This window comes from Erwinia sp. V90_4 (assembly GCF_029967685.1).
Taxonomy (GTDB): Bacteria; Pseudomonadota; Gammaproteobacteria; order Enterobacterales; family Enterobacteriaceae; genus Erwinia; species Erwinia aphidicola.
Genome location: NZ_JASCAQ010000001.1, coordinates 253903 through 272726 on the forward strand (window position 1 = coordinate 253903; position 18824 = coordinate 272726).

At 59.7% G+C, this 18824-nt stretch carries 20 protein-coding genes and 1 riboswitch; of the genes, 14 read left to right on the top strand and 6 right to left on the bottom strand.

The genetic code is table 11. The features are described from left to right. The first annotated feature begins 192 nt into the window (after window positions 1-192). The 9 genes from phnF to phnN all read left to right on the top strand — a co-directional run bounded on the left by phnF (window position 193) and on the right by phnN (window position 7115). Complete coding sequence (phnF, locus tag QLG07_RS01185; RefSeq protein WP_048918505.1) at window positions 193-912, top strand: phosphonate metabolism transcriptional regulator PhnF; 720 nt, start codon at window positions 193-195, stop codon at window positions 910-912. Then, complete coding sequence (gene phnG, locus QLG07_RS01190) at window positions 913-1353, top strand: phosphonate C-P lyase system protein PhnG (RefSeq protein WP_282468257.1); 441 nt, start codon at window positions 913-915, stop codon at window positions 1351-1353. After that, window positions 1353-1928 (top strand): phosphonate C-P lyase system protein PhnH, encoded by a 576-nt coding sequence (gene phnH / locus QLG07_RS01195; RefSeq protein WP_048918503.1) that lies wholly within the window; start codon window positions 1353-1355, stop codon window positions 1926-1928. The genes phnG and phnH overlap by 1 nt, the downstream gene beginning before the upstream one ends. Then, window positions 1928-3004: a carbon-phosphorus lyase complex subunit PhnI gene (locus tag QLG07_RS01200; protein WP_048918502.1), complete on the top strand. Its 1077-nt coding sequence runs from the start codon at window positions 1928-1930 to the stop codon at window positions 3002-3004. The genes phnH and QLG07_RS01200 overlap by 1 nt, the downstream gene beginning before the upstream one ends. Continuing rightward, window positions 2997-3839 (top strand): alpha-D-ribose 1-methylphosphonate 5-phosphate C-P-lyase PhnJ, encoded by an 843-nt coding sequence (locus tag QLG07_RS01205; protein WP_048918501.1) that lies wholly within the window; start codon window positions 2997-2999, stop codon window positions 3837-3839. The genes QLG07_RS01200 and QLG07_RS01205 overlap by 8 nt, the downstream gene beginning before the upstream one ends. Next, a complete protein-coding gene (gene phnK, locus QLG07_RS01210) occupies window positions 3836-4594 on the top strand; it encodes a phosphonate C-P lyase system protein PhnK (protein WP_048918500.1) in 759 nt (252 codons plus the stop codon). The genes QLG07_RS01205 and phnK overlap by 4 nt, the downstream gene beginning before the upstream one ends. Window positions 4595-4705: 111 nt before the next feature. Then, on the top strand, window positions 4706-5410 hold the full coding sequence (gene phnL, locus QLG07_RS01215; protein WP_282468258.1) for a phosphonate C-P lyase system protein PhnL: 705 nt from the start codon (window positions 4706-4708) through the stop codon (window positions 5408-5410). Continuing rightward, window positions 5407-6543 (top strand): alpha-D-ribose 1-methylphosphonate 5-triphosphate diphosphatase, encoded by a 1137-nt coding sequence (gene phnM / locus QLG07_RS01220; RefSeq protein WP_048918498.1) that lies wholly within the window; start codon window positions 5407-5409, stop codon window positions 6541-6543. The genes phnL and phnM overlap by 4 nt, the downstream gene beginning before the upstream one ends. Next, window positions 6543-7115, top strand: a complete 573-nt coding sequence (phnN, locus tag QLG07_RS01225) for a ribose 1,5-bisphosphokinase (RefSeq protein ID WP_282468259.1) — start codon at window positions 6543-6545, stop codon at window positions 7113-7115. The genes phnM and phnN overlap by 1 nt, the downstream gene beginning before the upstream one ends. Here phnN and QLG07_RS01230 read toward each other — a convergent pair. From QLG07_RS01230 to QLG07_RS01240, 3 genes are read right to left on the bottom strand one after another with little or no spacing between them, the layout of a single operon-like run. Further along, on the bottom strand, window positions 7088-8575 hold the full coding sequence (locus tag QLG07_RS01230; protein ID WP_282468260.1) for an FAD-binding oxidoreductase: 1488 nt from the start codon (window positions 8573-8575) through the stop codon (window positions 7088-7090). The two genes, phnN and QLG07_RS01230, sit on opposite strands and share 28 nt — an antisense overlap. 19 nt (window positions 8576-8594) lie before the next feature. Further along, on the bottom strand, window positions 8595-8954 hold the full coding sequence (locus QLG07_RS01235; protein WP_053110492.1) for a cytochrome c: 360 nt from the start codon (window positions 8952-8954) through the stop codon (window positions 8595-8597). Window positions 8955-8983: 29 nt separating this feature from the next. Further along, window positions 8984-10300: a cytochrome c gene (locus QLG07_RS01240; protein ID WP_282468261.1), complete on the bottom strand. Its 1317-nt coding sequence runs from the start codon at window positions 10298-10300 to the stop codon at window positions 8984-8986. Window positions 10301-10537: 237 nt separating this feature from the next. After that, window positions 10538-10652: riboswitch (TPP riboswitch) on the top strand. A 34-nt stretch (window positions 10653-10686) separates the two neighbouring features. Here QLG07_RS01240 and QLG07_RS01245 point away from each other — a divergent pair. Continuing rightward, the gene (locus QLG07_RS01245) at window positions 10687-11325 is read left to right on the top strand and encodes a TenA family protein (protein WP_282468262.1); all 639 of its coding nucleotides are present in this window, start codon (window positions 10687-10689) and stop codon (window positions 11323-11325) included. Here QLG07_RS01245 and QLG07_RS01250 read toward each other — a convergent pair. Next, the gene (locus QLG07_RS01250) at window positions 11322-12644 is read right to left on the bottom strand and encodes a PAS domain-containing methyl-accepting chemotaxis protein (RefSeq protein WP_282468263.1); all 1323 of its coding nucleotides are present in this window, start codon (window positions 12642-12644) and stop codon (window positions 11322-11324) included. The two genes, QLG07_RS01245 and QLG07_RS01250, sit on opposite strands and share 4 nt — an antisense overlap. A 194-nt stretch (window positions 12645-12838) precedes the next feature. Between QLG07_RS01250 and phnC the strand changes: the two genes are divergently transcribed. From phnC to phnE (QLG07_RS01270), 4 genes are read left to right on the top strand one after another with little or no spacing between them, the layout of a single operon-like run. Then, on the top strand, window positions 12839-13672 hold the full coding sequence (gene phnC, locus QLG07_RS01255; protein ID WP_282468264.1) for a phosphonate ABC transporter ATP-binding protein: 834 nt from the start codon (window positions 12839-12841) through the stop codon (window positions 13670-13672). A gap of 28 nt (window positions 13673-13700) precedes the next feature. Then, a complete protein-coding gene (gene phnD / locus QLG07_RS01260; protein WP_062818139.1) occupies window positions 13701-14624 on the top strand; it encodes a phosphonate ABC transporter substrate-binding protein in 924 nt (307 codons plus the stop codon). 60 nt (window positions 14625-14684) lie between these two features. Beyond that, complete coding sequence (phnE, locus tag QLG07_RS01265) at window positions 14685-15554, top strand: phosphonate ABC transporter, permease protein PhnE (protein ID WP_099755054.1); 870 nt, start codon at window positions 14685-14687, stop codon at window positions 15552-15554. After that, window positions 15551-16432, top strand: a complete 882-nt coding sequence (gene phnE, locus QLG07_RS01270; protein ID WP_282468265.1) for a phosphonate ABC transporter, permease protein PhnE — start codon at window positions 15551-15553, stop codon at window positions 16430-16432. The genes phnE (QLG07_RS01265) and phnE (QLG07_RS01270) overlap by 4 nt, the downstream gene beginning before the upstream one ends. A gap of 157 nt (window positions 16433-16589) precedes the next feature. Here phnE (QLG07_RS01270) and QLG07_RS01275 read toward each other — a convergent pair whose 3' ends face one another. After that, window positions 16590-17411: a glycosyltransferase family 8 protein gene (locus QLG07_RS01275; protein ID WP_187498097.1), complete on the bottom strand. Its 822-nt coding sequence runs from the start codon at window positions 17409-17411 to the stop codon at window positions 16590-16592. Beyond that, complete coding sequence (locus QLG07_RS01280) at window positions 17408-18805, bottom strand: D-arabinono-1,4-lactone oxidase (protein ID WP_282468266.1); 1398 nt, start codon at window positions 18803-18805, stop codon at window positions 17408-17410. Before QLG07_RS01280 ends, QLG07_RS01275 begins: the two co-directional genes overlap by 4 nt. Window positions 18806-18824 lie beyond the last annotated feature (19 nt).

Consider the following 18824-nt stretch of genomic DNA (forward strand, 5'->3'; position numbering starts at 1 on the left):
CAAAGTGTAGACGTTGTTCTGTGTTTGCTAGTTAGCGCACCATGCTCACCCACTCGCGGCGCTTTTTAAAAACCTTCATCACTCCTTAACCGCACTGTCACACAACCTGGCCATCTTGGTGTGCAACCCGGTGGGGAGCTTAAGGCACATTGCCTCCCCCGCTGAACGGACGGCTTCGCGGAGATTTTTTACATGCTCAACTTATCCAGACATCCGACCACTTTGTATCAGGCCATCGCCGCCCAGCTGGAGGAGGAGCTGCGCAACCGCTATCGCTGCGGGGAGTACCTGCCCTCCGAAAAACAGCTGGCCGCAAACTATGCCGTCAATCGCCACACCCTGCGCCGTGCGGTGGATGAGCTGGTGGATAAAGGGCTGGTTCAGCGCCGCCAGGGCGTGGGTATTCTGGTGCTGATGCGCCCGTATAACTACCCGCTGCATGCCCAGGCGCGCTTCAGCCAGAACCTGCTGGAGCAGGGTAGCCACCCGACCAGCGAGCGCCTGCTGGCGGTACTGCGCCCGTGCAATGCGGAAGTCGCCAGCGCACTGGCGTGCAAAGAGGGCGACACGGTTGTCCACCTGCGCACGCTGCGCCGGGTCAACGGCGTGCCGGTCTGCGTGATTAACCACTACCTGCCCGATCTGAGCTGGTGGCCGCAGCTACAGCAGTTTAACAGCGGCTCACTGCACGATTTCATTCAGCAGCACCTCACCGCCGGGCTGACGCGCAAGCAGACGCGCATCACTGCCCGCCGCGCCCAGGCAAAAGAGAGTGGCCTGCTGGAAGTGGCCCTGCACGCGCCGCTGCTGTGCGTGCGCACCCTGAATACCTGTACCGACAGCGGCAGCATGGCGGAATACTCCGTCAGCCTGACGCGTGCCGATATGATCGAACTGACGCTGGAGCACTAAATGGAAGCAAACAAGGCACGTCAGCACTGGCTCTCCGTGCTGGCCCACAGCCAGCCTGCAGAGTTGCTGGCGCACTGGCCGCAGGATCTGAAGGCGGATTATCAGCTGCTGCGCCCGGCAGAAACCGGCCTGACTCGCCTGCAGGCGCGCATGGGCGGCACCGGTAAACGCTTTATTCTGGGCGATACCACCGTGACCCGTGCCGTGGTGCGGCTGGCAAACGGGCTGTGCGGATACAGCTACATTCTTGGCCGCGATAAAGATCATGCCGAACGCTGTGCGCTGCTGGATGCCCTGCTGCAAAGCGACGGTATGCCGCATCTGTATCAGCACATTATTGCGCCGCTGGCGGCCCTGCGTCAGGAGCAGCAGACGCTGCGCTCACGCGAAGTGGCCAGCAGCCGCGTTGACTTCTTTACCCTTGTCCGGGGAGATAACTGATGACCTTACTTGCCAGCTTTAGCCATCCTGTTGCTGATGCCCAGCGCGCCTTTCGCCGCATTCTGAAAGCGATGAGCGAGCCGGGCGTAATGGTGTCGTTGCCCGCGCTGCCGGCCTGGGGGCGTGCTTCTCCGGCCGCCACGGCGGTATTAATGACGCTGGTCGACCGCGAAACGCCGCTGTGGATCGACCAGGCGCTGAACGATGATGCGCTGCTCAGCAACCTGCGTTTCCATACCGGGGCGCCGGTCACCGCGCGCACCGACGCCCCCTTTGCCCTGCTGCACGCCGCTGACGGCACGGAGATAAGCCAGTTCTCTGCGGGGGATAACGTCGCGCCGGAGAAAAGCACCACGCTGATTATCGACGTGCCTGCCCTGAGCGGCGGACTGACGTTACGCCTGCGCGGGCCGGGCCTGATGGAGCGCCGCGCCATTGCGCCGCAGCTGCCGGAAAGCGTGCTCAGCTACCTGCGTAACCGCGCGCATCACTTCCCGCAGGGCATCGACCTGATCTTTACCTGCGGTGAAAACATGATGGCGCTGCCGCGCAGCACCGTTGTGGAGGTGTGCTGATGTACGTTGCCGTTAAAGGGGGCGAGAAGGCGATAGCCGCCGCCCATCAGCTGCAGGAGAGCCTGCGCCGTGGCGATGCGAACCGGGCTGAAATCCGCTGTGAACAGATTGATCAGCAGCTGGGTCTGGCCGTGGATCGCGTGATGACCGAAGGCGGCATTCACGACCGCCAACTGGCGGCGCTGGCGATCAAACAGGCGAGCGGCGATCTGGTGGAAGCCATCTTCCTGCTGCGTGCCTACCGCACCACGCTGCCGCGCCTGGCGGACAGCCTGCCGCTCGACAGCGCGGCGATGCGCGTCGAGCGCCGCATCTCGGCGGTGTATAAGGATCTGCCTGGGGGGCAGCTGCTCGGGCCGACCTACGACTACACCCATCGCCTGCTCGATTTCACCCTGCTGGCAGAGGGCAAAACGCCGCCCACGCCGCGTGCCGAACAGCCGCTGCAGGCAGAGTGCCCGCATATGTTTGACCTGATGACGCGTGAAGGGCTGGCGCTGCGCGAGGAAGATGACGGCAGTGAACCTGTCGATATCACCCAGGATGCGCCATCCTACCCGATGCCGCGCTCGGCGCGCCTGCAGCAGCTGGTGCGCGGTGACGAAGGTTTCCTGCTGGCGCTGGGCTACTCCACCCAGCGCGGCTACGGGCGTACCCACCCGTTTGCCGGGGAGATCCGTACCGGCTATGTCACGGTGGAGATCTGCCCGGAAGAGTTGGGCTTTCCGCTGGAAATCGGCGAAGTGCTGCTGACCGAGTGCGAGATGGTCAACGGCTTTACCACCCCGGCAGATCGGGCGCCGCACTTTACCCGTGGTTACGGGCTGGTGTTTGGCCGCGCCGAGCGCAAGGCGATGGCGATGGCGCTGGTGGACCGTGCGCTGCAAACCGATGAGCACGGCGAGCGCATTACCAGCCCGGCGCAGGACGAAGAGTTTGTGCTGTCGCACGCCGATAACGTCGAGGCAGCGGGCTTTGTCTCGCACCTGAAACTTCCCCACTACGTTGATTTCCAGGCCGAGCTTGAACTGCTCAAGCGCCTGCGTGCTGAATACCAGGAGAAACACCGTGACTGAACTCAGCGGTTACAACCCCGGCTACCTTGATGAGCAGAGCAAGCGCACCATCCGGCGCGCAATCCTCAAGGCGGTGGCGATCCCCGGCTATCAGGTGCCGTTTGGCGGGCGTGAAATGCCGATGCCTTACGGCTGGGGCACCGGCGGGATCCAGCTGACCGCCAGCGTGATTGGCGAAAATGACGTGCTGAAAGTGATCGACCAGGGCGCGGACGATACTACCAACGCGGTGTCAATCCGCCGCTTTTTCCAGCGCGTCAGCGGGGCAGCAACCACGGAACGCACCGTGGATGCCACGCTGATCCAGACGCGTCACCGCATCCCGGAAACGCCGCTGGTCGAGGATCAGATCCTGATTTATCAGGTGCCGATCCCGGAACCGCTGCGCTTTATTGAACCGCGTGAGACGGAAACCCGCACCATGCACGCGCTGGAGGAGTACGGCATCATGCAGGTGAAGCTGTATGAAGATATCGCCCGCTACGGCCATATCGCCACCACCTACGCCTACCCGGTGAAGGTCAACGATCGCTACGTGATGGACCCGTCGCCAATCCCGAAATTCGACAACCCGAAAATGGATATGATGCCCGCGCTCCAGCTGTTCGGCGCCGGGCGCGAGAAGCGTATCTACGCGCTGCCGCCGTATACCAAAGTGGAAAGCCTGGATTTCGACGACCACCCGTTTAGCGTGCAGCAGTGGTCTGAACCCTGCGCGCTGTGCGGCTCGCGCGACAGCTATCTGGACGAAGTGGTGATGGATGATGCCGGCACGCGCATGTTTGTCTGCTCGGATACCGATTACTGCCATCAGCAACAAGAGAATCAGCCATGAACCGTGAATCCCCGCTGCTGGCGGTCAATCAGCTAACCCATCTTTATGCGCCGGGCAAAGGCTTCAGCGACGTGTCGTTTGAGCTCTATCCGGGGGAAGTATTAGGCATCGTCGGCGAGTCCGGCTCCGGTAAAACTACGCTGCTGAAGGCCATCTCGGCGCGGCTGGCGCCGCAACAGGGCGAGATTATCTATCAGGGGCAGGATCTGTACGCGATGAGCGAAAGCGAGCGCCGCCGTCTGCTGCGCACCGAGTGGGGCGTGGTGCATCAATACCCGATGGACGGCCTGCGCGCGCAGGTCTCTGCCGGGGGCAATATCGGCGAGCGCCTGATGGCGGTGGGGCAGCGCCACTATGGTGAGATCCGCCACACCGCAGGCAAATGGCTGCAGGACGTGGAGATCCCGCTGGCGCGGATTGATGACCTGCCGGGCACCTTCTCCGGCGGTATGCAGCAGCGTTTGCAGATTGCGCGCAACCTGGTGACCCATCCTAAACTGGTGTTTATGGACGAGCCAACCGGTGGGCTGGATGTTTCGGTGCAGGCGCGCCTGCTCGATTTGCTGCGCAGCCTGGTGCGTGATTTGAATCTCGCGGTGGTGATTGTCACGCACGACCTCGGCGTGGCCCGCCTGCTGGCGCATCGCCTGCTGGTGATGAAGCAGGGCGCGGTGGTCGAGAGCGGCCTGACCGACCGGGTGCTGGACGATCCGCATCATCCATATACCCAGCTTTTAGTCTCGTCGATTGTATAAATCGGGCGGACCGAAAAAGCGGGTCCGCCCCTACGGTTCGTGGCCGCCCGGGTCACCCAGGGGACGCCCCTTTTTCCCGGTCGTCCCGTGTTGAAAATGATGGAAATAATCATGAAGCTGAAACTGCGCGTCGAAAATCTGTCGAAAACATTTGTGATGCATAACCAGCACGGCGCGGAACTGCCGGTGTTACGCAACGCCTCACTGCAGGTGGCGGCGGGGGAGTGCGTGGTGCTGCACGGCCATTCCGGCAGCGGCAAATCAACCCTGCTGCGCTCGCTGTATGCCAACTACCTGCCGGATAGCGGCCATATCTGGGTGGATCATCAGCAGCAGTGGGTTGATCTGGTCAGCGCCCCGGCGCGCCAGATCCTCAGCATCCGCCGCGATACGCTGGGCTGGGTCAGCCAGTTTCTGCGCGTCATCCCGCGTATCTCCACGCTGGAAGTGGTGATGCAGCCGCTGCTGGAGCACGGCGTGGATCGTGCCGAGAGCGCCGCGCGCGCGAGCGATCTGCTGGGGCGCCTCAACGTACCGCAACGCCTGTGGGCGCTGGCGCCGTCAACCTTCTCCGGCGGTGAGCAGCAGCGCGTTAACATTGCGCGCGGCTTTATTGCTGAGTCGCCGATCCTGCTGCTGGATGAGCCGACCGCCTCGCTCGACAGCGTTAACAGCGCGGCGGTGGTTGGGCTGATTGAACAGGCGCGCCAGCGCGGTGCCGCCATCGTCGGAATTTTTCATGATAACGCGGTGCGCGATCGCATCGCTGACCGTCTGCACGTGATGCAACCCGCTGCTGTGGAGCACGCCGTATGATTATCAACAACGTTAAGCTAATTCTGGAAAATGAAGTCGTGGCAGGATCGCTGGCCTGCGAGAACGGCATCATCTCCGCCTTCTCCGATACGCCAAGCCAGCTGCCCTGCGCGATTGACGGCGAGGGCGGCTGGCTGATGCCGGGCATGGTCGAGCTGCATACGGATAATCTCGACAAGTTTTTTACCCCGCGCCCCAAGGTTGACTGGCCGGCGCACTCGGCGATGAGCGGCCACGACGCGCTGATTATTGCCAGCGGCATTACCACGGTGCTGGATGCGATTGGCGTGGGCGACGTGCGCGATGGCGGCCACCGTATGGAAAATCTTAACAAGATGATCGATGCGATACGGCACAGCCAGAAGCATGGCCTGAACCGTGCCGAGCACCGCCTGCACCTGCGCTGCGAGCTGCCTCACGACTCCACGCTGCCGCTGTTCGAGCAGCTGATGTGTAACCCGGCGCTGTCGCTGGTGTCGCTGATGGACCATTCGCCGGGCCAGCGTCAGTATGTGTCACTCGACGCCTGGCGCACCTACTTTGGCGGCAAGTACCAGCTCAGCGATGCGCAGCTGGATCAGTATCAGGCCGATCAGCTGCGCCTGGCCGCCCGCTGGTCGCAGCCGAACCGTGAAGCGATCGCCGCATGGTGCCGCCAGTACCATATTCCGCTGGCCAGCCACGACGATGCGACTGACCAACACGTGGTGGAGTCGAAAGGGGTGGGCAGTACCATCGCCGAATTCCCGACCACGGTCGAAGCGGCACGCGCTTCCCATGAGATGGGTTTGCAGGTGCTGATGGGCGCGCCGAACATCGTGCGCGGCGGCTCGCACTCCGGCAACGTCTCGGCGGCGGAACTGGCTTCCCTCGGGCTGCTGGATATTCTCTCCTCCGACTATTACCCCGGCAGCCTGCTGGATGCCGCGTTCCGCATTGCCCGCGATGAGCAGAACGGCATTGCGCTGCCTGCGGCCGTCGCGCTGGTCACGCGTAATCCGGCCCAGGCCATTGGCCTGCACGATCGCGGAGTCATCGCCGAAGGCAAGCGTGCGGATATGGTGCTGGTGCGCCAGCATCGCGAGCAGGTGTATGTGAAAAGCGTTTGGGCGCAGGGGCGGACGGTGTTCTGATGGGGCGGCTGATCTGGCTGATGGGGCCATCCGGCTCCGGCAAGGACAGCCTGCTGCTGGCGCTGCGCGAGTGTGCGCCGCCGCAGGTGGTCGTGGCGCATCGCTATATTACCCGCAGCGCGACGGCAGGGGGCGAGAATCACGTCGCCCTCAGCGAGCATGAGTTTATGCGGCGGCGCGAGTATGGTCTGTTTGCCCTCAACTGGCAGGCGCACCAGTTTTACTACGCGCTGGGTATCGAGATCGACCAGTGGCTGGCAAGCGGGCTGGACGTGGTGGTTAACGGTTCGCGGCTGCATCTGGCCGCCGCGCAGCAGCGCTACGGCGAGCGGCTGCTGGCGGTCTGTTTGCAGGTGTCGCCCAACGTGCTGGCGGCGCGCCTGCGCCTGCGCGGGCGCGAAGATGAAGCGGAGATCGCGCAGCGCCTGCGCCGGGCTGCCGCGGAGCCGGTTGGCGCAGGCTGCCTGACGCTGAACAACGACGGTGAGCCGGGCAGGACATTGCAGGGGCTGTTATGCCTGCTGGATGGTGATAACCCTGGCCATCAGCGCTCTGGATCATCGCTGACGTAGCCGAAAAACAGATTATGCGGATCCCAGGCGGCTCTCAGTTCATTGAGCCGCTGCCACTTTTGATCGGAAAAGCAGAGCTGTGCCAGTTCCGGTGCCAGCGAGAGGTCTATTTCGTTGATGTAGTAGCCGCTGACCCAGGGCTTAACCGCGGCATTCATTTTTTTCATCAGCCGCTGGTTGGCGGCGATCTCCTGCTGGTTTTCACCAATCAGATACCATGAAACGTAGTGGGGGGCCCACCAGGTAAAACTGCAGGGTTCTGGCACGGTAGGGTTGGTATCAATGACTGAAAATCCGAACGAGCGTGAGTCGGGCGCCTCCTGTTCCAGCAGCTGCGCGATAACCGGCAGCACTTCCTCAGGATGCTCAGTAAAAAATGCGCTTTCACTGGTGCGGCTGGTGCTGTAAGCGTCAGTGGCACCCAGCGCGTCGAACAGCTCCAGGTAGTTAAGCGTGCGGTTGTGAGTACTCTGTAATGAGCAGATCTGGGGCAATCTGCTGTGGTTAAAAATTTCAGCCACCTCAGTGGCGGCACTGAGGTTCTCGCCAAAGGAGACAACGTTCAGAACATAGTGCCAGCGCTGTTCTGCCGGGGGAGTACCAGCAGGAGAAAACTTGCCCAGAGCACCAAGAATTTCTGAACGCTGGTTATTTGCGGGTAACAGCCTCAGGATCTCTTCCAGCGCCGGACGCAACTTTTCCAGTGGAAAATAGAAGGTGTTCATCACGGCGGCCGGTGCCGGGTGTAGCTGCAGCTTATAGCGCAGCACCACGGCAAAAAAACCGGGCCCAACGCCGCGCATCGCCCAGTATAAATCGGGATTTTCTGTCGCAGAGGTGGTGACGATACGGCCGTCTGCCAGCATCAGCTCTGCCGCCAGCACGGAGGCACAGCCCATACCATAAGCGGGCATGTTCCAGCCCATTCCGCCCCCCAACAGGAAGCCACCCAGCGCGACAAAACCCGTGTGCGCGCCGGGGAAAACCAGCCCGTACTGGAAGGTAGCCTGATTAAGCTGCTGGCTGAACACGCCCGGACCTGCCCAGGCCGTTTTTGCCCCGGCATCAATGGCGATAGCGCTGAATAATGATAAATCGACGGTGACGGCATTATGGCGTAACGGTGCCAGAGTGATGTTGTGGCCGGAACTGCGCAGTGCAACCTGATGCCCGGACTGAGCTGCCCAGCCCAGCAGCAGCTTAAGATCGTCACTGTCCTGCGGCTGGGCGATAAGCGCGGGGAAACGCTGCGGCTTTTTACTGTACCAGGTCATTGCCCAGAACCAGCGTAACCACTCTGGATCGGTCTGCCATACCAACACGCCTTTGAATGACTGGAGCAGCAGCGTTTTGCTCTCTCTGGCAAAGCCCGCTGCGGGGCGGATCCATCCCGGCAATATCACGCTCAATGCCGTTAACGCTTTAATCAGGCGGCGGCGCAAAAGTGAATGATTGTTCATACCATCCTCAGCTTAACCATCAGTGATTATTAACAGGCAACTTGCTGAAATAGTTCGCCAGCCGTTTCATATCTTCCGCAGTCAGATTTTGGCTAATGTTTTCCATCATTCCATTTTTACGGCGGCCGGCGCGAAATGCCTGGAGTTGACTCTCCAGATAAGGTGCCTTTTGGCCGGCCAGATTTGGCCATTGCGGCGACTGACTGATACCGCCGGGTCCATGGCAGCTCATGCAACCACTGGCTTTGGCCAGCTGTTCAATCGTCCCGGCGGGGTAAGTCATATCACTGTCAGTCAGGTGGGCTTCTGCGGATAAAGTGGCGGCGGTAAGGGCGGCAAACAGCAGGCAGTTAAGCTGGCGGGTTATTCTGACTCTCATAAAAGTTCCTTTTTCGCGATTATCCTGATTCAGGGTTGCGCAGCGGGGAGTGGTTTGCGCAATACGGATACGGCCGTTTCTGGGACCGCTGCCGACTGATTGCCCCAGGATGAACGAATAAAGCTCAGTACGTCGGCAATCTGTCGGTCGTTTAATCTGCCGGCAAAACCCGGCATCGAATAATAAGGGCCGGGCGATGAGCTTGCAGGCTGAGTCGCACCGTTCAGAACAATGCTGATTAACCCTGCCGGATCTGCCGAGTTAACCGCAGAATTTACAGCCAGTGCGGGGAATTTTTTACGGTAGCCAAGGCCGTTAGTTAAATGACACCCTGAGCAGTTTTTTAAATAGACTTCCGCACCCGCTTTTGACAGATCCCCACGGCTAAATGCCGTAAAAGTGCGGGTACTATAGAAAAGTTGAGGTTGTTGAACCGCGGGGGACAATGAGCGCAGATAGTCAGCCATCGCCTGAAGATCCGGCTGAGTCATATATTGGGTTGAGTGGCTCACCACATCAGACATCGGGCCAAAGGTTGCCGCGTTGTCCGTAACGCCGGTCTTTAACAGCTCAACCAGTTCATCCCGCTGCCAGTTTCCCAGCCCGCTGCGCAGCTCTGCACGTAACGAAGGGGCCGCATAGCCGTCAATAACCTGCGCACCGGACAGGTAATGGCGATCGCTGTCGTCATAAGCGACTTCCTGTAAGGTGGCTGCCCGTGGTGTATGGCAGGCTCCGCAATGTCCTAATCCCTCAACATAATAGGCACCCAGTTTTACCGGATCTTCTGGCGCATTCTGTGGGACTGGCCCCGCTTTTGGCGCAAACAGCCAGCGCCACCATGTCACTGGCCAGCGCAACGATAACGGCCAGGGGATGCTATTTTTCGCGCTGGCGCAAGGCACAGCGTCAATGCCGTGGATGAAATAAGCGTAGAGCGCCTGCATATCGTGGTGGGAAATACGACGGTAAGAAGGCCAGGGCATCGCCGGGTAGAGTGTGGTGCCATCCTTGCGAATACCCTGTCTGACGGCGTTGTCAAAATCAGCATAGCTCAGGGTGCCGATGCCAAACTGTTTATCCGGGGTGATATTTGGCGGCACCATGCCGCCAATCGGTGAGGGGATAGGCGCGCCACCGCTGAAAGGGGGCTTACCTGGCTGGCTATGGCAGGCTACACAGTCACCCACGCGAGCCAGATAAGCACCGCGCTGGATCAGTTCAGGCGTTGCGCTGATGGACTGCTTGACTGCAGCAGTTTGGGGGGGCGGAATGACAAGGGTGATACCCCAGGCAATAACGATCAGCGTCAATGGCAGCGCAATCGCGATCTCTTTCCAACCCATTTTATACCAGCGGCCCTGACTGACTAATTCTCGGCGACCGGCAGTCAACATCCTGTTTTTTCTGCACATAATCTTCCTTAATAATAACAAACCTGGCTACCAGGTGAGGCGGAGTAGGCCGCTGTTTTTTGCCCGTAAAGATTATTCGCTGTTGCGCCGTCGGGTTAGCCACAATGTGCCTGGAAAATGTACGATTGTGCTATTTTCGTGACTCGCCGGAAGAATTGTTGTATTAGTTCAGGCTCCAGGGGGAGCCCGGCAACGGGCTGAGAAATCGCAAGCGCAAGCGGCGCGATGACCCTTAACACCTGATCCGGATAATGCCGGCGAAGGGATGGGGCAATTTACCTGACTTTTGCCGGTAGTCTTTCCTCAAGGACTACCCGATGACCGAACGTTTTACCGAAACACTGCGCAGTTTAAGCCAGCCACGCTGGTCACAGGCCGTCTCGCATCGCTTTGTGCACGAGCTGTATCATGGCACCGTCGACCGCCAGGTGATGATCACCTACCTGGTTCAGGATCACCGTTTTCTCGACAGCTTTCTCACCTTAGTCGGTGCCGCCATTGCCAGCGCCGACAGCGTTGACGCGCGGCTGCGCTTTGGCCGCTGCGCTGGAATGGTCTCCTCCGAGGAGAATACCTATTTCCTGCGCGCTTTCGACGCCCTGGACGTCAGCGCGGCGCAGCGTCACAACACGCCCGATAGCGCACCCACCGCCGGGTTTAAGGCACTGATGCTGGAAGCGGCGGATACCCGCAGCTATGCGGCGATCCTCACCGTGCTTAACGTCGCCGAATGGCTCTACCTTGACTGGGCCGCGCAGGCATCACAGCCGCTGCCAACGAGTTTTGTTCATGCCGAGTGGATTACGCTGCACGATAACCCCGACTTCCGCGAATTCGTGGCTTTCCTGCGGCGTGAACTCGATCGCGTCGGGCCAGCCCAGCGTGCGCAGTGCGAGGCGTTTTTCCAGCGCGCAGTCACGCTGGAGCTGGCATTTTTCGACGCTGCTTACGCCTAATCGCTTTTTAACGCTTCTGTGACGTGGCCGATGGCGCGAACGACGTCGTCGGAGCTGTCGCGGATATCGGCAATCACGCCGCCGGCTTCCTGCACCAGCGCCAGGCCGCGGTCGGCACGCTGCAGATTTGAGGTGATGCCTTTCTGCGCCTTGCTCGCCAGCAGGTGATTCTGCTGCACCCTCTGTTCGATTTCGCTGGTGGCGCGATTGATGTTTTGCGCCAGCGTGCGCACTTCATTGGCGACCACGGCAAAGCTGCGGCCGTGCGTGCCTGCGCGCGCGGCCTCTACCGCCGCATTGAGTGCCAGCAGGTTGGTCTGGTCGGCGATGCGGCGAATGCTGCTGACAATCTGCCCGATACTGTCCGAGGAGTCGCCCAGCCCGGTGATATCACCGGAAATGCCGTGCAGTTCACCCGCCAGCTCGTTCATGGTCTGCACGCTGTTGGCAATGACGCTGGCGCCGCGCATGCTGCTCTCGCTGGTTTGCAGGGCGGTTTGATAAGCCTGCTGGGCAGCATCGCGCTCCAGCTGGTTTTTCTCCACCTGGGCGGTGACGTCGGTGGCGAATTTCACCACTTTATACAGCTCACCGCTGTCATCGAACACCGGGTTATAGGTGGCGCGCAGCCAGATAATGGCACCTTGCTTATTCACACGCTGGAACTGGCCGGAAATAAACTCACCGCGGTTAAGCTTCTGCCAGAACAATGTGTAATCCGGGCTGCTGCGCAGCTCGGCAGAGCAGAACTGGCTGTGGTGCGTGCCGATAACTTCGCTGGCGCGATATCCCATGGTTTTAAGAAAGTTGTCGTTGGCTTTCAGCACTTCACCCTTCAGGTTAAAGGCAATCACCGCCATCGAGCGTTCAATCGCATTGGTCATTGCCCGCTGCTCCTGGGCGTCGATAATGCGTGAGGTAATGTCGGTAGCGAGCTTGACGATTTTGAACACGCGACCGTGACGATCCCGCACCGGAACATAGTTGGCTTCGAGCCACACCGGTCGATTGTCTTTCGCCACGCGCAGAAACTTATCGCTGAAACTTTCCCCCCGATTCAGGCGCATCCAGAACTGCTGATACTGGCGCGACTGCAGCAGATCCGGCGTACAGAACATGCTGTGATGCTGGCCAACTATCTCATCTGATTTATAACCCATCTTCTCCAGAAACAGGGCATTAGCGGTGATAATGGTGCCATCGGCCATGAATTCAATCATGGCGATAGAGTCGTTTAACGAGTCGAGCGTGGCAGAAGAGTGTGAGCGTTTCTGCCACGCAAGGCGTGACGTGATTCCTGATGCAATAGTAGAAAACATGGTGAACCTTATTATTAGATTGGGTCTCGTCAGGATTATCGGCGCGACGCGTTAAAGATTCAGTCAATGCGTGCGCTTTGCAGGCCTTTTTTGGCCCTGTCATGTTTTCATCACTTCCGCGTCATTAAACCTTCATCCGCCACATGGTTAATAGGGCGCACAAGCAAAAGCGCTAACCCGATACGGTAAAAAATATGGCACAGGCACTGTTAAAAATTGCCCCCACGCAGCATACGGTTCCGCAAACGGCGCTCCGCCCGAAAGTGCTGGCGGTGAGTGGCCTTGGCAAGTCCTACGGCACGCAGAATCCTGTCCTGCACGATATCAATTTCGACCTGTATGGCGGTGAGCTGGTGGCGGTAATTGGGCGTTCCGGTGCCGGGAAGTCCACGCTGCTACACGTGCTGAACGGCACTATTCCGGCCAGCGAAGGGGAGATCCTTAACTTCCGCGATAATGGACAGCAGCAGAACATCGTTGAGCTGAACTCCCGTCAGATGCGCCAGTGGCGCAGCGACTGCGGCATGATCTTCCAGGACTTCTGCCTGGTGCCGCGCCTGGATGTGCTGACCAATGTCCTGCTGGGCCGCCTGAGCCAGACCTCGACGCTGAAATCATTCTTTAAGGTGTTTCCCGATGCCGATCGCGCTCGTGCGATTGGCCTGCTGGAGTGGCTGAATATGCTGCCGCAGGCGCTGCAGCGCGCCGAAAATCTTTCCGGTGGGCAGATGCAGCGCGTGGCGATCTGCCGGGCGCTGATGCAGAACCCTAAAATTCTGCTGGCCGATGAGCCGGTTGCCTCGCTCGACCCGAAAAATACCCGCCGCATTATGGACGTGCTGCGCCAGGTGAGCGACAACGGCATCAGCGTGATGGTCAACCTGCACTCGGTTGAGCTGGTGAAAGAGTACTGTACGCGCGCCATTGGCATTGCTAAGGGGCGCATTGTGTTTGACGGGCATCCGGGCGATTTGACCAACGATCTGCTCTATACCCTGTATGGCGACGACAACCAGCAACGTAATTAACCTTCACTTTGGGATACGGAACTCAGCAATGAAAAAAATCATTCTTACCGCAGCGATTGCGACAGTTTTTGCCGCTAATGTTTCAGCTGCCGATGCACCAAAGGAACTGAATTTAGGCATCCTCGGCGGCCAGAACGCCACGCAGCAAATTGGTGATAACCAGTGCGTGAAGGCGTTCTTCGATAAAGAGCTGAACGTGGATACCAAACTGCGCAACTCTTCAGACTACTCTGGGGTGATTCAGGGGCTGCTGGGTGGCAAAGTGGATATGGTGTTGAGCATGTCACCCTCGTCTTATGCCTCGGTGTACATCAACGATCCGAAAGCGGTCGACGTGGTGGGCATCGTGGTTGACGACGCCGACAAATCACGCGGTTACCATTCGGTGGTGGTGGTGAAAGCGGACAGCCCGTACAAAACGCTGGCCGATCTGAAAGGGAAATCTTTTGGCATGGCAGACCCGGACTCGACCTCCGGCTTCCTGATCCCCAACCAGAGCTTTAAGAAAGATTTTGGCGGCTCGGTGGATGACAAATATAACGGCCACTTCTCCAGCGTCACCTTCTCCGGCGGCCACGAGCAGGATGTGCTCGGCGTGCTGAACGGCCAGTTTGACGGCGCGGTAACCTGGGCTTCGATGATCGGCGACTACAACACCGGCTACACCAGCGGCGCATTCACCCGCATGATCCGTGCCGGTCAGCCTGACCTGATGAAGAAAATTCGCATTATCTGGCAATCGCCGCTGATCCCGAACGGCCCGATTCTGGTCAGCAACAAGCTGCCGGCTGATTTTAAAGCGAAGCTGATTACCGCCATCAAAAAACTGGATAAAGAGCAGCACAGCTGCTTTGTGAAGGCCGTGGGCGGCGCACAGCACATTGGTCCGGCGACCGTGGCTGACTACCAGGCGATTATCGATATGAAACGCGAGCTGACCAAAGCCCGCTAATTGCCCGCCATTTTCCGCATCTGAGGGCCGGTTTCGCCGGCCCTTCACTCAGGTATCCGCATGACCAATCCCGACTTTGAACGTTACTATCAGCAGATCCGCGGCAGGCAAAAGCGCGACACCCTGCTGTGGTCGCTGACGCTGGCCGCGCTCTATCTGGCCTCCGGCAATATGGCGGAATTTAATCTGCACACCGTGTGGGTGTCGATGCCGCACTTCTTTGATTACCTCGGCGAAACCATACCAGTGCTGCACCCGGACAAGCTGTTTGCCGACAGCCATACCGAAGGGTCGTTCGCTTACTGGGGTTACCGTCTGCACATCCAGCTGCCGCTGATTTGGGAAACCCTGCAGCTGGCGCTGGCGGCGACGCTGGTCTCGGTGCTTATCGCCGGGATGCTGGCCTTCCTTGCCGCCAGCAATACCCAGACTCCGCGCGGATTGAGCTTTGCCATCCGCAGCAGCGTGGCTTTTCTGCGCACCATGCCCGAGCTGGCGTGGGCGGTGATGTTTGTGATGGCGTTTGGTATTGGGGTAATCCCCGGCTTCCTGGCGCTGGCGCTGCACACCATTGGCAGCCTGACCAAGCTGTTCTATGAGGCGATAGAAAGCGCTTCCGATAAGCCGGTACGCGGGCTGGCTGCCTGCGGTGCCTCGTCGCTGCAGCGCATGCGTTTTGCCCTGTGGCCGCAGGTGAAACCGGTATTTCTCTCCTACGGATTTATGCGCCTGGAGGTCAACTTCCGTCAGTCAACCATTCTCGGGCTGGTGGGCGCGGGGGGGATCGGCCAGGAGCTGATGACCAATATTAAACTCGACCGCTACGACCAGGTGAGCATGACGCTGCTGCTGATTATCGTGGTGGTGTCGCTGCTGGATACTTTCTCCGGCAAGATCCGCCAGCGCGTGGTAGAGGGGAAAAACGCATGATTGGACTGATTGGTAATGAACAGCTGGACGGCATGAAGCAGCAGCATCAGGCGCTGTTTGCCGTACAGAAGCGCTACCTGCGCAAAACCGCACTGATTGCCGCCGCCATTTTGCTCTATTACGTTTTCTTTTTTGCTGCGTTCGGTATCAGCTGGCAGCAGCTGACTGTTGGCATGGGGCAGCTGGGGCACTATTTCCTGCGCATGTTTGTCTGGCATGACGTGGCAAACTGGCCGTTTGCCTACTACTTCGGCCAGATCTTTATCACCATTGCCATTGTGTTTGCCGGCACCATCACCGCGACGGTGATTGCGCTTCCGCTGTCGTTCCTGGCGGCGCGTAACGTGATGCATTCGCCCGTGCTGCGCCCGGTGGCGCTGCTGATGCGGCGGCTGCTGGATATTCTGCGCGGGATTGATATGGCGATCTGGGGGTTGATTTTCGTGCGGGCAGTGGGCATGGGGCCGCTGGCCGGGGTACTGGCAATTATCATGCAGGACGTGGGCCTGCTGGGGAAGCTGTACGCGGAGGGGCACGAAGCGGTGGAGCGCTCACCGGGGCGCGGGCTGACGGCGGTGGGCGCCAACAGCCTGCAAAAACACCGTTACGGTATCTTTACCCAGTCGTTTCCGGCGTTTCTGGCGCTCAGCCTGTATCAGATTGAGTCAAACACCCGCTCAGCGGCAGTGCTCGGCTTTGTCGGCGCGGGTGGAGTGGGGCTGGTGTATGCCGAGAATATGCGACTGTGGAACTGGGATGTGGTGATGTTTATCACCGTGATTATGGTGGTGATTGTGATGGCGATGGACCACCTGTCCGCGAAGCTGCGCAAGCGCTATATCAGCGGCCAGGCAGTTCCCCTGTTCGGGCAGCAATAAATAAGGTACTGACGGGTCGACCGGAAAAAAAGGTCGACCCCGACGTTTGAGGCATTCTGGGTTGTGCAGGAGCGGACCCTCTTTTCCGGCTAGACCCCTGCGTTTGAGGCATCCTGGGTTTTGTAGGGGCGGACCCTCTTTTTCGGTCCGCCCGGCATCAATCGCGCACCCGGTCCCACCATAGCTGATGCAGCTCGTAATAGCGGTCGCCCGGCTCGGGCTGTTTTTCCCAGGGTTTATCGATGATGTAATGGATATTCTTCACCCGCGCCAGATCCCAGATTTTCGGGTGCTGGTGCGGCAACGTTTTCAGCGCGTTGTAGAGGTAAGGCAGCGGCTGCCAGCGGCCGTGATAAAACTGATTGAGGAAGTCCTGCTCGGCAAACAGAAAACCGGACAGGTCGTCCAATGCCGCCAGCTGGGCCAGCATCTCGTCAAATACCGTGCGGTCCGGCTTCAGCAGCAGGAAACCGCCATTCAGGTAGTTATCCACCTTGTCCAGTTGCTCAACATGGTCCACGCCTTCACACCAGCTGTAGAAGCAGTTTTCCGGCACCCAGTCGGCCGGATAGCTGGCAATGCGGTTGGGATTGCAGCGGCAGGCGTGGCACGCCGCGATAGTACCGGGCGCCAGCGGCTGGGTGAACAGCTCATCCATGTTCTGCGTCACCAGCATATCCGCATCAAGAAACGCCACGCGCTCAAACTCCGTCAGCGTCCACGCCGCCAGCTTGGTCCACACCTCGGCGAAACGCGCGTTGGCATAGCTATTGGCGAGTGAGGGGTTAGGGCTAAGCGGGGCGACATCACGCAGCAGGCAGCCTTGCTGTTCCAGCACCTGGCGCGAGGCGGCATCAATATTTTCCGTCACCATCACCACCAGCGGATAGCGGCTCTCCACGGCACGCAACGATTTCTGCAGCGCCTCTACGCCAACCACATAGCCCGGCTGCGTCAGCAGGGTAACCCATGCCATCATAGTGAATCTCCCTGATCCAGCAGCTGCTGGGTGAATGCATTACTGAATTTATGCTGCGGGTCCAGCGCTTCACGCACTTCACGGAATGCGGCCATCTGCGGGTAAATCTCATCCCAGCGATACAGCGAGGCATCGAAGTATTTGCCCCAGTGCGGCCTGCCGCCTTCTTCCGCCAGCAGTTTTTCAACTTCACGCAGGAAAGCCACGCCGTCGGCAGAGAGCGAGCCATCTTCCGCGTAATAGACCACAAAGCCAAAGTAGCAGCTGGGCTGCTGCCAGGCGGGGCTGAGCCAGCTCTGCGAGGCGCCGGTACAGCGCAGGATCACCGGGTAGTGCATATGGGGATTGGTGTCGCTGTGCCACTGCTTGATGCGGGCAATTACAGCCGCCGTGCGCGCCAGCGGAATGGCGATCTCCACGTTGATCTGCGGCGTGGCGATGCCGCGACAGAACACCTGATAAACATCGCCGGTCACGTCGGAGAAGTCCTTGAAGCGCGTGACGGTGCGGAACGGTTTGCCGTTATCATCAACGATCTGCGTGTCGTTGCGCATATGTTCCAGCGTCTGGTCGATGGTCTGATTCATCGCGTCGCTGGTCTCTTCCTGCTTCACCAGGTCGCCATGATTCTCACGGTACTGCGCACGCTCTTCATTGGTGGCGCTGCGGGCGGCCCAGACATGAACCTGATTCTCACCGGGGAACCACCAGGCTTTACTCAGCGCGTAGTCGTTGTTCCACGTCAGCAGGTCTTGTTCCAGTGTGTCGGCGCTGACGGCATTTTTAAAACAGGTGTAAATCTCACTGGGGCAGGTACGCAGCGTGACCGCCGTGACCACGCCCAGGCTGCCCAGACCCAGCTGCACCGCCGGGAACCACGGGTGCTGACGATCGAAAGTCTGCACGCTGCCGTCGGCCAGCACCATACGAATACTTAGCGCCTCATCGCCAATGGAGCTCTGCTGTAGCCCCTGGCCGTGGGTGCCGGTAGCCAGCGCACCGGCCAGGGTCTGCGCAGCGATCACGCCGGGGGAGGCGGGCAGCATACGGCCCATCGCAGAGAGCAGTTCATAGACCTCATGCAGCGGCGTACCGCCGGCAAAGGTGGCGCTGTCGGCATCGCTGCTAATCAGTCCGCGCAGGGCGGAGGTATCAATCAGGCGGTCGCCGCGCTGCTGCAGCTTCAGCATGCGCCCGGGCGACATACGGCTGCCCATTACGCGTACTTTGCCGGTAGATTTGGCCAGCATCGCCTGCAGCTCACTTTCACTGGCGGGGGTGGCCACGCTGCTGGTGTCGGCAAGGGTGGCATTTTGCGCCCAGTTCCACAGTTTACTTTCCTGCGGCGATATCTGCGGCTGCCGGCGTGGGTAACCAGCGGATTCACGTGTCATTGACGGCTCCTGTTCAGGA

Bases quoted from the DNA above. Each gene is read 5' to 3' on its own strand.
- phnF (WP_048918505.1), top strand. From the start codon at position 193: ATGCTCAACTTATCCAGACATCCGACCACTTTGTATCAGGCCATCGCC.
- phnG (WP_282468257.1), top strand. From the start codon at position 913: ATGGAAGCAAACAAGGCACGTCAGCACTGGCTCTCCGTGCTGGCCCAC.
- phnH (WP_048918503.1), top strand. From the start codon at position 1,353: ATGACCTTACTTGCCAGCTTTAGCCATCCTGTTGCTGATGCCCAGCGC.
- QLG07_RS01200 (WP_048918502.1), top strand. From the start codon at position 1,928: ATGTACGTTGCCGTTAAAGGGGGCGAGAAGGCGATAGCCGCCGCCCAT.
- phnK (WP_048918500.1), top strand. From the start codon at position 3,836: ATGAACCGTGAATCCCCGCTGCTGGCGGTCAATCAGCTAACCCATCTT.
- phnL (WP_282468258.1), top strand. From the start codon at position 4,706: ATGAAGCTGAAACTGCGCGTCGAAAATCTGTCGAAAACATTTGTGATG.
- phnM (WP_048918498.1), top strand. From the start codon at position 5,407: ATGATTATCAACAACGTTAAGCTAATTCTGGAAAATGAAGTCGTGGCA.
- phnN (WP_282468259.1), top strand. From the start codon at position 6,543: ATGGGGCGGCTGATCTGGCTGATGGGGCCATCCGGCTCCGGCAAGGAC.
- QLG07_RS01230 (WP_282468260.1), bottom strand. From the start codon at position 8,575: ATGAACAATCATTCACTTTTGCGCCGCCGCCTGATTAAAGCGTTAACG.
- QLG07_RS01235 (WP_053110492.1), bottom strand. From the start codon at position 8,954: ATGAGAGTCAGAATAACCCGCCAGCTTAACTGCCTGCTGTTTGCCGCC.
- QLG07_RS01240 (WP_282468261.1), bottom strand. From the start codon at position 10,300: ATGGGTTGGAAAGAGATCGCGATTGCGCTGCCATTGACGCTGATCGTT.
- QLG07_RS01245 (WP_282468262.1), top strand. From the start codon at position 10,687: ATGACCGAACGTTTTACCGAAACACTGCGCAGTTTAAGCCAGCCACGC.
- QLG07_RS01250 (WP_282468263.1), bottom strand. From the start codon at position 12,644: ATGTTTTCTACTATTGCATCAGGAATCACGTCACGCCTTGCGTGGCAG.
- phnC (WP_282468264.1), top strand. From the start codon at position 12,839: ATGGCACAGGCACTGTTAAAAATTGCCCCCACGCAGCATACGGTTCCG.
- phnD (WP_062818139.1), top strand. From the start codon at position 13,701: ATGAAAAAAATCATTCTTACCGCAGCGATTGCGACAGTTTTTGCCGCT.
- phnE (WP_099755054.1), top strand. From the start codon at position 14,685: ATGACCAATCCCGACTTTGAACGTTACTATCAGCAGATCCGCGGCAGG.
- phnE (WP_282468265.1), top strand. From the start codon at position 15,551: ATGATTGGACTGATTGGTAATGAACAGCTGGACGGCATGAAGCAGCAG.
- QLG07_RS01275 (WP_187498097.1), bottom strand. From the start codon at position 17,411: ATGATGGCATGGGTTACCCTGCTGACGCAGCCGGGCTATGTGGTTGGC.
- QLG07_RS01280 (WP_282468266.1), bottom strand. From the start codon at position 18,805: ATGACACGTGAATCCGCTGGTTACCCACGCCGGCAGCCGCAGATATCG.